13 protein-coding genes are annotated in these 12,381 nt (G+C 65.1%); 1 reads left to right on the top strand and 12 read right to left on the bottom strand.

From position 1 onward, the window contains the following. Nucleotides 1-184: 184 nt before the first annotated feature. From lnt to LG047_RS02920, 10 genes are all read right to left on the bottom strand, one after another. Nucleotides 185-1,819 carry an apolipoprotein N-acyltransferase gene (gene lnt / locus LG047_RS02965; RefSeq protein WP_227965269.1) on the bottom strand — a complete coding sequence of 545 codons (1,635 nt, stop codon included), beginning with the start codon at nucleotides 1,817-1,819 and terminating at the stop codon, nucleotides 185-187. An 86-nt stretch (nucleotides 1,820-1,905) separates the two neighbouring features. Beyond that, nucleotides 1,906-2,850 (bottom strand): hemolysin family protein, encoded by a 945-nt coding sequence (locus LG047_RS02960; protein ID WP_036282058.1) that lies wholly within the window; start codon nucleotides 2,848-2,850, stop codon nucleotides 1,906-1,908. After that, nucleotides 2,834-3,352 (bottom strand): rRNA maturation RNase YbeY, encoded by a 519-nt coding sequence (ybeY, locus tag LG047_RS02955; RefSeq protein ID WP_227965268.1) that lies wholly within the window; start codon nucleotides 3,350-3,352, stop codon nucleotides 2,834-2,836. Before ybeY ends, LG047_RS02960 begins: the two co-directional genes overlap by 17 nt. Next, complete coding sequence (locus LG047_RS02950) at nucleotides 3,349-4,389, bottom strand: PhoH family protein (protein ID WP_036282055.1); 1,041 nt, start codon at nucleotides 4,387-4,389, stop codon at nucleotides 3,349-3,351. Before LG047_RS02950 ends, ybeY begins: the two co-directional genes overlap by 4 nt. Beyond that, nucleotides 4,386-5,705, bottom strand: a complete 1,320-nt coding sequence (gene miaB / locus LG047_RS02945) for a tRNA (N6-isopentenyl adenosine(37)-C2)-methylthiotransferase MiaB (protein ID WP_370635065.1) — start codon at nucleotides 5,703-5,705, stop codon at nucleotides 4,386-4,388. The genes LG047_RS02950 and miaB overlap by 4 nt, the downstream gene beginning before the upstream one ends. A 195-nt stretch (nucleotides 5,706-5,900) precedes the next feature. Then, a complete protein-coding gene (locus LG047_RS02940) occupies nucleotides 5,901-6,389 on the bottom strand; it encodes a GNAT family N-acetyltransferase (protein WP_227965260.1) in 489 nt (162 codons plus the stop codon). A gap of 9 nt (nucleotides 6,390-6,398) precedes the next feature. Beyond that, a complete protein-coding gene (gene tsaB / locus LG047_RS02935; protein WP_227965259.1) occupies nucleotides 6,399-7,169 on the bottom strand; it encodes a tRNA (adenosine(37)-N6)-threonylcarbamoyltransferase complex dimerization subunit type 1 TsaB in 771 nt (256 codons plus the stop codon). Nucleotides 7,170-7,266: 97 nt separating this feature from the next. Further along, entirely contained in the window at nucleotides 7,267-7,830 is a 564-nt protein-coding gene (locus LG047_RS02930) for a NifU family protein (RefSeq protein WP_227965258.1), read from the bottom strand. Between the two features lie 86 nt (nucleotides 7,831-7,916). Further along, entirely contained in the window at nucleotides 7,917-8,438 is a 522-nt protein-coding gene (locus tag LG047_RS02925; protein ID WP_227965257.1) for a type VI secretion system tube protein Hcp, read from the bottom strand. An 825-nt stretch (nucleotides 8,439-9,263) separates the two neighbouring features. Continuing rightward, a complete protein-coding gene (locus LG047_RS02920; protein ID WP_036282040.1) occupies nucleotides 9,264-9,476 on the bottom strand; it encodes a hypothetical protein in 213 nt (70 codons plus the stop codon). Nucleotides 9,477-9,549: 73 nt separating this feature from the next. On the opposite strand from LG047_RS02920, the gene LG047_RS02915 reads away from it, so the two are divergent. Next, nucleotides 9,550-9,945 carry a nuclear transport factor 2 family protein gene (locus LG047_RS02915; RefSeq protein ID WP_227965256.1) on the top strand — a complete coding sequence of 132 codons (396 nt, stop codon included), beginning with the start codon at nucleotides 9,550-9,552 and terminating at the stop codon, nucleotides 9,943-9,945. On the opposite strand, the gene LG047_RS02910 is transcribed toward LG047_RS02915, so the two are convergent. Both LG047_RS02910 and LG047_RS02905 read right to left on the bottom strand, forming a co-directional pair. Next, the gene (locus LG047_RS02910; protein ID WP_227965255.1) at nucleotides 9,942-10,808 is read right to left on the bottom strand and encodes an RNA methyltransferase; all 867 of its coding nucleotides are present in this window, start codon (nucleotides 10,806-10,808) and stop codon (nucleotides 9,942-9,944) included. The genes LG047_RS02915 and LG047_RS02910 overlap by 4 nt on opposite strands. A 60-nt stretch (nucleotides 10,809-10,868) precedes the next feature. Next, nucleotides 10,869-12,323, bottom strand: a complete 1,455-nt coding sequence (locus LG047_RS02905; protein WP_227965254.1) for a M50 family metallopeptidase — start codon at nucleotides 12,321-12,323, stop codon at nucleotides 10,869-10,871. Nucleotides 12,324-12,381: the final 58 nt, after the last annotated feature.

The raw sequence follows: 12,381 nt of genomic DNA, 5'->3' as shown, positions 1-12,381 counted from the left end.
GTTAGGTATATGAAATCCCACCCAAAAAAAAGTTGCTTGAAATGAGGGCGATAGTTAATCCGCCGACCCTTGAGCGGAGCCGCCGTCCTGTCCCGAAGGCCGGAGAAACCATTGGCTTCGGGGTGGTTTCACGGTCGCAATTGATGGTTCTTCCTGTCGCTTACTTGCGTAAGCGCGCGGATCGTTAGTCGCGCCAGCGTCCAATTCCGGCTACGACCACGAGAAGTCCCCACAATATGGGGAAGACCAGACTGCCGTGACGCGCGAAAAAGGTCTCCGGCGCCGGTTTCGGCAATCGGCCGTCGATTACACCTTCCTCGCCGAGCGGCAAGGACTCGAGCGTCCGTCCGTAGGCGTCGACGATGGCGGAAATGCCGGTGTTGGCGACGCGGATCAAGGGCAGTCCTTCCTCGATCGCGCGCAGCCGCGCCTGACCGAAATGCTGGTAGGGGCCGGTCGTTTTACCGAACCAGCCGTCATTTGTCAGATTCAACAGCAGTTGCGGGCGATCGCCGCCCCTGTCGCGCGCCGCAGCCTCGCCGGGGAAGATCGCTTCATAACAGATGAGCGGGGCGATCGCCGGCAGGCCGGGCGCGGAAAGGCCGCGCGGCCCCTGGCCCTGATCCCATATTCCGGGAACGAGATGGCTCACGCCCAGTGGCCGCAGCAGCCCTTCGAGCGGCAGATATTCGCCGAAGGGCACGAGATGGGTCTTGTCGTAGAAAGAGACGATTCGATCCCCCTGCAGCACCTCGATCGAATTGAAAATCTTGCCGCGTCTTCCGCCGCCGTCGCCTTCGACTCGCGCTGCTCCGGTGATGAGCGTTTTTCCCTGCATGGCGCGAGCAATCGCCGAGAGGGCCTGGGGCTCGCGCGAGAGGACGTAGGGGAAGGCGGATTCGGGCCAGATCAGATGGGTGACGTCCGCGACGCCCGTCCGTCCCGGGCCGGTGGCGCGGTCCGATAGAGCCAGATAATGGCGCAGGATTTCCGCGCCGTTCTCGGGGCGGAACTTGGCGTCCTGCGGCAGATTGGGCTGCATTAGCCGGAGTTTCACGCCTTCGACAAATTCGGTTTCGTTTCTCGCCAGCCGGAATACGCCAAAGGCCAGTATGGCGATGAGCAGGACGGCGGCGACCCGCGCCGCGCCATTGGCGAAATTGCGCTGACCAGTCGGCCGGTCGACGATCGTCGCCGGCGCGGAGAAGATCACGATAGCGGCAAGATCGAGCCCATGCAGGCCGATGAGCGACGCAGCTTGGCCCAGCGGGCCGGCTCCGGCGAGCGCCATGCCGAAATCGTTCCACGGAAATCCGGTGAGAACGTGGCCGCGCAGCCATTCGGAGGCGCCGAGCCCCGCCGCTAGCGCAAAGACCCGCAGACTGCCCGAGGACCACAAGAGGCGTGAAAACGCGAAGCCCAGCGCGGGAAAAAGCGCCAGCGCCGCGGGCAGGCCGAGAACCGCGAGCGGCAGCGCCCAGGCGAACTGGTCCGCCTCGACTAACATGGCGGCGCCGAGCCACCATAGCCCCGCGAGAAAATAGCCAAAGCCCAGCCACCAGCCCGCGCTCGCCGCCGAGATCAGGGGCGCGAGGCCGAAGCGCGCGCCGCGTGCGGCGGAGCCGTCGATGAGCCAGACGGCGGCGGTGAGGGGCGCCGCCATGGCCGGCGCGAAATCGAAGGGAGGGAGCGCCAGCGCGCCGAGCGCGCCGCAACCGAACGCGACGCCGCGCCGGACCCAGCCGTCGGCGAGGATAATGCGTTGCGGAAACGAGCGCAGTCCCGTCAGCGCGCCGGTCAGTGCGGCAGTTTGCGTCATAAGCCCGTTCGCCCCCCGCGAATCAGCGGAACCGACTTTAATCGGTTTCCCGGCAAGGCAAAGCCCAAGACGGTTGCGCCCACGTCTCAGGGATGGCGGCGCGCGCGCACCCGCAGCTTCTGGACCCGGCGCGGATCGGCGTCGACGATCTCGAACTCATAGGCCTCGACGGGCGTCGCGATGATTTCGCCGCGCATGGGCACGCGGCCGGCGAGCCAGGCGACGAGACCGCCGATCGTCGTCACCTCGGTCGGCGTATCCTCCAGCCGGAAGTCGACGCCGAGGCGGACCGTGACTTCGTCGAGATCGGCGCGCGCGTCGACGAGGTAGTCGCCGTTTTCCAGCGCCTCTATGGCCGGCTCGTCGCTGACGTCGTGCTCGTCCTCGATGTCGCCGACGATCATTTCCATGATGTCTTCGATGGTGACGAGCCCGTCGGTGCCGCCATATTCGTCGATCACCAGCGCGAGATGGGTGCGCGTCGCCTGCATGCGGATCAGCAGATCGAGCGCCGGCATGGAGCGCGGCACGAAGAGCACGGGCTTGAGAAGGCTCGCCGCCGAGAGCGGCGTGTCGAAGTCGACTTTCTTCCCCTCCGCCGGAGTGCCGCCGGATTGCGCCGCGCGAAGCTCCGCGCAGGAGGCGAGATGATTGACGAAGTCGCGGATGTGGACCATGCCGCGCGGGTCGTCGAGAGTGTCGGCGTAGACGGGCAGGCGGGAATGGCCGGCCTCGCGGAACACTTTCAGCGCCTCCCGTAGCGGCGCGTCCATCGGCACGGCGATAATGTCGGCGCGCGGGATCATCGCGTCTTCGACGCGCAGATCGTGCAGGCTCAGCACATTCTTGAGAAGCGCGCGCTCATGCGGCGTCACGTCGCCGGCGGATTCCTCCAGCGCGTCCTCGATGTCCTCGCGCACGGAGGCCGGCGCCAGTCCCAGCGCAGCGCGCAGGCGATCGAAAAACGAACCGCGCGACCCCTCGTGCGTGCGTCTTAAAGGCTCCTCGGCGTTATCAGATCGTGTCGACATCAGACTTGTTCAGTTGCCCCGCCTCTTCGTCGTCACCGGGCGCATAGGGGTCGCGCAGGCCCAACCCGGCCGCAATGCGACGTTCCAGCGCCTCCATCGTCTCAGCTTCGGCGGACGTCTCGTGATCATAGCCGATCAGATGCAGAAATCCATGGATCACCATATGCGCGGTGTGGTCCCGCAAGGTCTTGGCTTGCTCCCCCGCCTCGCGCGCCACGGTTTCGTAGGCGATGACGATGTCGCCGAGCAGGGGCCGGTTCGCGAGCTTCCCGGGGGTGGGAAAGGAGAGCACGTTCGTCGGCTTGTCCTTGCCGCGCCACTCGGCGTTCAGCTCCCGGATTTCCGCGTCGTCGCAGAAATTGACGCTCAACTCGCAGCCCGGCGCCAGTTTCGCGCCGCTTTCGGCAAGACTTGCGCGCACGCACTCCTGCGTCAGCGCCTCCAGCCCCTCGAAGCTTTCCCACGCGGGGGTCGAGATCAGAATGTCGATGTCCACGCTCATGCGTCGTCGCGCGGCTTCTTCCTGGCGCGCGCGGCGCGATCATAGGCGCCGACGATCTGGCGCACGAGATCGTGGCGCACGACGTCGCCTTCCGAGAATTTCACGCGGCCGACGCTGTCGATTTCCGACAGCAGCCCAACGGCTTCCGAAAGCCCCGAAACCTGGCCGGGCGGAAGGTCGGTCTGCGAGGGATCGCCCGTGACGATCATGCGCGAGCCTTCGCCGAGGCGCGTGAGGAACATCTTCATCTGCATGGAAGTGGCGTTCTGCGCCTCGTCGAGCAGGATGCAGGCGCGCGTCAGCGTGCGGCCGCGCATGAAGGCGAGCGGCGCAACTTCGATGATGCCGGTCTGCATGCCGCGCTCGACCATTCGCGAATCCATGAAGTCGTGCAGCGCGTCGTAGATCGGACGCAGATAGGGATCGACCTTCTCGCGCATGTCGCCCGGCAGGAAGCCCAGACGCTCGCCGGCTTCGACCGCCGGTCGGGAGAGGATCAGTCGCTCGACGGCGCCTTGCTCCATCAGCTGCACCGCATGGCCCACGGCCAGCCAGGTCTTGCCGGTGCCGGCCGGGCCTTCGGCGAAAACGAGCTCATAACGCTTCAGCGCGCGCAGATATTGATCCTGCGCGGCGTTGCGGGCGCGAACGAGGCCGCGCTTGCGGGTGAGAATCTGTTCGAAGGCGCCGCGGCTCGGCTCCGATTCGGGGAAGAGGCTGCGCTGACGCGCGGTCTCCTCGATCGCCCCGTCGACGTCGCCGAGACTGACCGCCTGTCCCTTGGAAATACGGTCGTAAAGCGCCTCGAGCACGCGGCGCGCGTGTTCGCAGGCTTCGGATTTTCCCTTCAGCGTGACATGATTGCCATTGGCGAAGGAGGCGACGCGCAGGCGTCGTTCGATTTTCGCGAGATTCTGATCGTAGAGGCCGAAGACGAGCGAAGCATATTTGTTGTTTTCGAAGGCGAGCGTGATTTCCGCATCGGGCTCTGCCGCGTCGTCGCGCGGAACGATCTGCAGATCGTCGATCGTCGTCAAGCCTTCGCCTCCTCGCCCAAAAGCCGCCCCGCCAGAGAATTGGAGCCTGCCGCGACAATCGCGACGCGCGCCACACTCCCGATCATTTCGGGATCCCCCTCGACATGCACAGCCTGCATATAGGGACTCTTGCCAGCGATTTGACCCTCGTGACGGCCGGGCTTTTCAAAAAGCACGTCGATTTCACGGCCGACGGTCGCGGCGTTGAATGCCTGGCGCTGTTCTTCGAGCAACGCCTGAAGCGCGGCGAGGCGCTCGCGCTTCGCCTCCTCGTCGATCTGGTCGTCGCGCTCGGCGCCGGGCGTGCCCGGGCGGGGCGAATATTTGAAGGAGAAGCTCGAAGCGAAGCCGACCTTTCGCACCAGCGCCATCGTCTCCTCGAAATCCGCGTCCGTCTCGCCGGGGAAACCGACGATGAAATCGGAGGACATCGCCACATCCGGCCGCGCCTTGCGCAGCCGCGTGATGATGTCGAGGTAGTCGGCGCCCGTATGGCGGCGGTTCATGGCTTTCAGGATGCGGTCCGAGCCGGACTGCACGGGGAGATGGACATAGGGCATGAGCTTTCCGATCGACTCATGCGCGTCAATCAAATCCTGCGCCATGTCGACAGGATGACTGGTCGTGTAGCGAAGACGCTCGACCCCATCCATGTCGGCAAGGTGAGACAGAAGCCGCGCGAGGCCCCATTCCCGCCCCTTGTCGTCCGCGCCGCGATAGGCGTTCACGTTCTGCCCGATGAGCGTGATCTCTCTTACCCCGGCGTCGATAAGCCGTCGGGTCTCGGCGACGATATCGGCGACGGGCCGCGAGACTTCGGCGCCGCGGGTGTAAGGCACGACGCAGAAGGAGCAGAACTTGTCGCAGCCTTCCTGCACGGTGACGAAGGCGGAAACGCCCCGGGCGCGGATCTGGGCGCGGCTCGGGTCGGGCAGGGCGTGGAATTTGTCCTCGACAGCGAATTCCGTGTCGGTGAGGCGGCGGCCGTCCTTTGCCTGCCGCAACAGGTCCGGCAGGCGGTGGTAGCTCTGAGGTCCGACGACGAGATCGACGGCGCGCTGGCGCTTGAGAACCTCCTCGCCCTCCGCCTGAGCGACGCAGCCGGCGACGACGATTTTCATCTCGCGGCCCTGCGCGTCGCGTTCGCGCTTGGTCAAGGCGAGTTTTCCGAGTTCGGAATAGATCTTCTCGGCGGCCTTTTCGCGGATGTGGCAGGTGTTGAGAATGACGAGGTCGGCGTCTTCCTCGTTCGCCGTCTCGGCATATCCCTCGCGCCCGAGCAGGTCCGCCATGCGGGTCGCGTCATAGACGTTCATCTGGCAGCCATAGGACTTGACCAGAACCTTGCCGCCTTTGGCGGTAACGTCCTCGATCGTCTCGACCGCGTTCGAAACCGGTGTGGAAATCTCTTTTGCTCCCTGAAGCCCCAGCCGCGACTCGCGCGTCGCCGAGTCCAGCGAGCGTATTATAGGGGCTTTCAGCGGCTGCGCCGAATCCAATATTTGGCCGGCCTACATCTCCAGACGCAGATTGATCGCCGCGCGGCGTTCGCCATTGGCGCGCTGGTAGTAGTTCTCGCGCCGCCCGATCTCCTTGAAGCCCGCGCGCGAGTAGAGCTTCAGGGCCGCCTCATTGTCGTCGGCCACCTCAAGGAACACCAGTCGCGCGCCGCCGCGTTCGAGATTTTCGAGGTGCTTGTCCAGAAGCATCCGGCCGAGACCGACCCCGCGCCGGGCGGGATCGACCGCGAAAGTCAGTATTTCCGCGTCGGGCGGCAGGAGGCGCGAGAGGATGAACCCGCCCAATGTCGATCTCCGGCCCTCCGTCACCGCGCCGTCCGCTATGACGTGAGAATCCGTAAGATAACTCTCGAAATCGATCTTCGACCAGCCGAACGCGAAGGAGGCGCCGTGCAGGCTCTCGCATTCCTCCGCGCGCTCGGCGCCGATCGGCTCAATGACGAAAGTGGCCTTGCCAAAAAAGCTGGACAGCAGACTCATCTGTCCGGCTCACGCTTGCGCCGGAGAGGGCGCGTCGGACACGACGTCGGGCGCCATTGCGGTCTCCACAGCCGGCGGGACGTCGGTCGCCGCGCCGACGGGCTGCGCCTCCTGCTGCTTGTTGTCGACCGTGACGTCCGGCTCCTTGAGATAGAGCGGCCGGGCCGGGGCTGTTTCCGGCTGCGCGGCGAGGCCGAGGCGGGCTACGTAGGAAATGTCCGGAGAGGCCTGTTCGCCGACGATCTTGACCGCGACGCCGCGGGCGCGGGCTTCCTTGGCCAGCAGTTCGGCGCCCGAGCCGATCAGGAGCAGCGGACCGTCGCCGAGCGCGCGCAGCGCCTCATGCGCCCCCGCGCGGCGGGGCGTCAGAAGCGCGCGGCCGTCCGGCCCGAAGGCCGCGACATAGACCTTGCCGTGGCGGGCGTCTATCGCGGCGGCGACAACGCCCTCGAAAGATTCGAGAATAAGCGGGGCGGCGAGCGCCGCGAGCGTGGAGACGCCGACGATCTCCGCCTTGCAGGCGAGCGCGATGGCCTGACCGGCGGCCAGCCCGATCCGAATTCCGGTAAAGGAGCCGGGACCCACCGCGACTGCGACGCGGTCGATCGAGGCGAAGCCGCCCTCGACCTTGCTCATGACCCGCTCGATGAGCGGCAAAAGCGCCTCGGCGTGTCCGCGCTCCATCTCGAGGCGCTCGGAGGCAATGGGCTCTTCCGCGTCGTGGTCGAGCACGCAGGCCGAGACGGCGGGAAGGGCTGTGTCAATCGCAAGGATTCGCATGATTCCCGGATTATGACCGTTTTCCGGTCTCGATCAACAAAGGCGCCCGCGAATCCTCAGATTGAAGCCAAAACTTATGTGTAGCGAGGGTTTCCGCTCACGCCGACTGCACCGCCTTAATTTGCGGCAGGAAGTGGCGCAGCAGGTTCTCGATGCCGTTGCGCAGCGTCGCGGTGGAGGACGGGCAGCCCGAGCAGGCGCCCTTCATGGTGAGATAGACGACGCCGTCCCGGAAGCCGCGGAAGACGATGTCGCCGCCGTCGCCGGCCACCGCCGGACGCACGCGCGTCTCGATCAACTCTTTGATCGTGGCCACGGTTTCCGCGTCGGAGGGGTCGTAGAACTCGCCGTCCTCCTGCTGCTGCGCCCCTGCGGCGCCCTCGGTCAGCAGCGGCGCGCCGGAGGCGAAATGCTCCATGATCGTGCCGAGAATCGCGGGCTTCAGATGTGCCCAGTCGGCGCCGTCCTTCGTCACGGACACGAAGTCGGAGCCGTACATCACGGCCTGAACCCCGTCGATTGCGAGAAGCGCCTGCGCCAGCGGCGCGTTGGCGGCAGCGTCGGGCGAGCGAAACTCCATTGCGCCCTGGCCGAGCACGTCCTGGCCGGGGAGGAATTTCAGCGTGGCGGGGTTGGGAGTGGTTTCGGTCTGGATGAACATGTCTGGCCTCTGATGCGCCCGGTTCAAGGCCGGCGCGACGGCTCAATATCACGATCGGAGCTAAGATGGCGACGAATGATTTTCATTCAATGCGGAACCATCGGAGAAACAACGCCCTCGGAGCCAGGCTGGAGGCTCCAGCCGATGTCCTGATAGGTCATCGTCAGACGCAAAATTTTTTTCTCCAACTCGATTCCGGTCCTCGCATCGAGCGCGGCCTCGATGATCAGCGCATTTTTCAGCGCAAGAATCCATGCCGGCCTTCCTTCGCCCGACGCATCCGCCTCGATCGTCACCTCTGTCAGGACCTCGCCGTTAACCGCGGCGTCGTAAAGCTGGGGAAAACTGGCGCCCATCGGGACGGTGACAATGAGGGGTTTACGAATGGCTTTTCCCGTCGCCCCTCCCGAGGCGTCGCGCAGAACGCTGATCCCGTGCTCGACAGCCAGCACAGGGATTCGCTCCGGCGTTTGCGCCGACGAATCGCCGCGAATGATCCCTTGCTTGGCGCCTTTGGCGATCATGCGCAGATCGGCCGCATTCGTGTCGAATGCGAAAGTCTGGAAGAAAAACAAGAGGCTGGCCGCTGCTGCTGCGATCTTCGCCATCTGAATTTCCTTGTCGAAATGCGCGGCAAGCATATGCACTTCGCGGTCGGTTACAAGCGCGCGAAGCCCTCGCCGCCGGGGCTGACGGGCGCGTAAGGGGATTGCGCCATAGGTCGGGGGACGTGCGGCTCGCCTCCGTCGGAGGCGTCCGGTCGCCGGCCGAGCGTCATCCGCGCGCCCGAAAATCGATCCGGATTTCCCGGTTTTTTGAGGTCTGGAACGCCCGCCGCGCGGCGGTCTGTAGCGCCTCGCTCGCCTGACCCCAAGAGCAGGGAGCGTTTCAATGAGATGGTTGGGGCTTGACAAAGGGGGAGCCCTTCGTGAAGCTATCTCGTGCGGCTACGCCGTAAAAAGGACGCCAATAAAAAGGCGTAACAAGAGGGAGAGAATCATGGGTTGGCTTGTCCCCGCAGCTATGTTGGCTATGGTCGTCATCGCCGCTGTGACCCTGACGCGCCTCTGATCTTTACGATCAGCGCGTGATCGGTCCCACAGAGTGGTCCGGTTTCGACGGTGATGCGACTTGGGTCGTGACATGAGGCGGCTTACGCCGAAAGGCGTAAGGCTGCCCTTAACGGCTATCAGGTCAATCGCGTCATCGAAATAGAGTCCGCCAGCGTTTCTATCCGCTGGCGGACTATCTTTTTTGGGGAGTTTTTTCAGGAAGCTTCCCGGAATTGAATCAAGCGGCGCTCACGCCCCCGGCTTGCTCGGCAGCCTTGTCTCCTGAACACCGGACCTGAAATAGCAGACCGGGCGGCCCGCAGAGGTCGCTGTCATCCGCGACCGGCCCCCGCGCCACGCCCTTTCGCCCGTTGACGCGCCTCAACCAGGCTTTCGCCAGCGGTTCAGCGCGACGAGCGACCAGATCGCCTCGACGACGCCGAAGGGCCAGGCGCCCTGCAGAAAGCCATAGACCGAGCCCATCGCGCAGGACGCCGCGAAGGCGAGCACGAACCAGTGGCTGCGCGCCTCGAGCGCATATGTGACGAGCATCGCGCTGACAGCGAACAGTCCGAACCACGTCAACGCATCCATCTCCGGCGTCCTTTCCGATAGCGATCAAAGGGCTGCATTTGCCATGCCGGCGCAAATCGGACACTCTCGGCGCATGGACGAAAACGCTCTCCTCGCCGCCAATGCTGTTTATTATCAAGCCTTCGCCGCGCGTGATCTCGGCGCCATGGAGGCGTTGTGGGCGTCCGGTGGCGTCACCTGCGTGCATCCCGGCTGGCCGGCGCTCATCGGGCGTGCGCCGGTGATCGCCTCCTACCGCGACATTTTCCGCAACCCGTCGCAGGAGGCGGTGACGGCGCGCGAGGAGAAGACGCTGATCGAAGGCGGGGACGGCCGCGTTTTCTGTGTCGAGGAAGTGGGGGGCGGGCTACTGCTCGCAACCAACTGGTTTCGGCTGATCGACGAAAAATGGCGGCTGCTGCACCATCAGGCCAGCCCGCTCGCCCCGCCGCCGCCCGCGAAGCAGGAGGCAAAACGCTCGTTTCATTAAGAGTCGGCGTTCTCCGGCTCCTGCGTCCCGGCGGCTTCATTCGTCTCATCCGCCGCCTTCCTGCGCGTCGCCTTTTTCGGGTCGCGGCGGGGGCCTTCCACCAGCCGCACCACGACGCCCCAGAGCGTGCGGACGTCCTGCTCGGTGAGGCTCATGCGGTGAAACATGTTGCGCAGATTGCGCGACATCACCGGCTTTTTCGTCAGAGGGCGGAAGAAGCCGCGCTTGTCCAATTCGTTTTCCAGAAAATCGAAGAAGGCGAGCGTCATCTCCCGCGTTGCCGGCGGCGAGCGCTCCTCGATCTCGAAGGGGATGACATCGCCATGGGCGGCGCGAAACCATTCGTAACCTGTGAGCAGCACCGCCTGCGCGAGATTGAGCGAGGCATAGGCGGGATTGACCGGGAAGGTCAGGATCGCGTCGGCGAGCGCCACGTCGTCATTGTCGAGCCCGGTGCGCTCGGGGCCGAACAGCACCCCATGCCTTTCGCCCGCCGCATGGCGCGCGGCGGTCGTCGGCAGCGCCTGCGCGGGCGTATGAACGGGCTTCATCTGCCCGCGTCCGCGCGCCGTCGCGGCGTAGACGAAGGACAGATCCTCTATCGCCTCGCGCACGCTGTCATAGAGCTTCGCGCCTTCGAGCAGATGCGTCGCGCCGGCGGCGGCGGCATAGGCGCCCTTGCGATAGGCGCCGGTTCTCGGCCAGCCCTCGCGCGGGCTCACGAGCCGCAGGTCGGAGAGACCGAAATTCGCCATCGCCCGCGCGCACATGCCGATATTCACGGCGAGCTGCGGCCGCACCAGTATGATGGCCGGCCCGCCTGAATAGGCTATCTTGCTTCGATCCGTCCCGGCTCCGACCACTTGCGCCCCTTTCACGAGAGAGGCGGCAAACTATTCAGAACGCGCGCCGGGGGGAAGGGGTCAGGTCCCGTTCGCTGGAAACGGCGTCTCGGCGCCTGGTTTCTGGGGCCATTCGATGCGCCTGAGCGTCGCCGCCTCATGGGCGTAAAGCGCGATTGTGAGCGCCATTACCCCAGCGATGAGAAGGCGCTCGCCGCCGCTGGGCGCGCGGGTTGTCTCGCTACTCGCGCGCTTGCGGTTCCACCAGCTCAGAACCGCCAGAAGCACGCCGAAAGGCAAAAGATCCTCGAACCTCGCGAAAGTCAGCGCGAGCAGCGCGGTCAGAGCGCCGGCGGCGACGAGCCGCAGCTTGCGGCTGCTGAAGGTCGCCGCGAGCGCCTTCGCGCCATCCGAGCCCGTCCAGGGCAGGATATTCGGGACGTTCAGCAGCAGCGTCAGAAACGCGAAAAGCACGCCGGTCACGGCCGAAAAACATGTCAGCAGGCTGAGTGTCTCCGAGGAATGGGTGTTCGCGGAACCGACGAGATAGCCAAGCGCTTTCGTCGCCGTCTCCGCGTCCGGCAGCGCCAGAAGCGTCAAGGCGGCGGCGAGGAGGGGGCCCGCGAGGGCGACGGCTCCGGCCTCGAATGCGCTGGCGTGATTGCGCCCCGTCAGCGCGACGCCGCCGCCGAACGGAATGAGGCTGACCGTGACGCCGCGATGGCCGAAAGCGACCATCGCCAGCGCGTGCCCGAGCTCGTGAACCAGCGTCGCAAGAACGAAAATGGCGGCGAGATAGGTGATGAGCAGAAAGACGACCAGGCAAATGACGGCGGCCGCGGCGCCATTGATGGACGCGCCTCCGGCGAAAGCGAAAAAGTTCGCCGGCAATCCGCTCAAAGCCATGTAGACGGCTGGCGCGAGCATCATTGCGATCAGCGCAACGGCGCCGAGAAATCCCAGCCACGCCATACGCCAGCCGGAAAATCGCAGACAGGGCGCCTTCGTTGAACCGTGGCCGACGGCGACGTCTCGCAGCGCCGCGAGATAGCGCGTGAGGCTCAGCCGCGACAGCTCGTAATTCAGATAGCCTGTCATCCTGCTCTCGTAAGTGAGCGTGACAAGCGATCCGGCGCCGTCCCCGGTCACTTCGTAACATATGCGCGGCGCGTCTTCGGCGGGCGTTGGCCTGTCGTCTTTCGAGAGCTCCACGATCTCCATACGGCCTTTCGACTCGTCGAGGGCGCATGCGTCGACGATGCGCCGGAAAGGCTTGTCGCTGTGGCGCGGACGCAGCGTCTTCGCGATGGTCAGCGGCTCCTGCGAGAGTATCGTCACGTCACGGATGTCGTATTGCGGATTCCACTCCGCATCGGAATTGCGCGGATCGAGACGCAGCCACACGGCCTGCGGCGGCGCGGGAATCGAAGCGGAAAGGCGGATCTTGCGTCGGCCCAATGGCGCCTTGAAGCAGAGCCACCAGCCGGCGATCGACGGCAGCGAATAAATCACAAAATAAAGTAGCGAGGTCAGCATAAAAGAATTTCCGCGCGGCAGGTGTCGCGCGACGTTAGTCGTCTCGCGCATAATACGC

Source organism: Methylocystis sp. WRRC1 (genome assembly GCF_020733155.1).
Lineage (GTDB): Bacteria > Pseudomonadota > Alphaproteobacteria > Rhizobiales > Beijerinckiaceae > Methylocystis.
The sequence above is the reverse complement of the archived record's forward strand: the minus strand, read 5'-3'. Positions and strand labels throughout refer to the sequence as shown.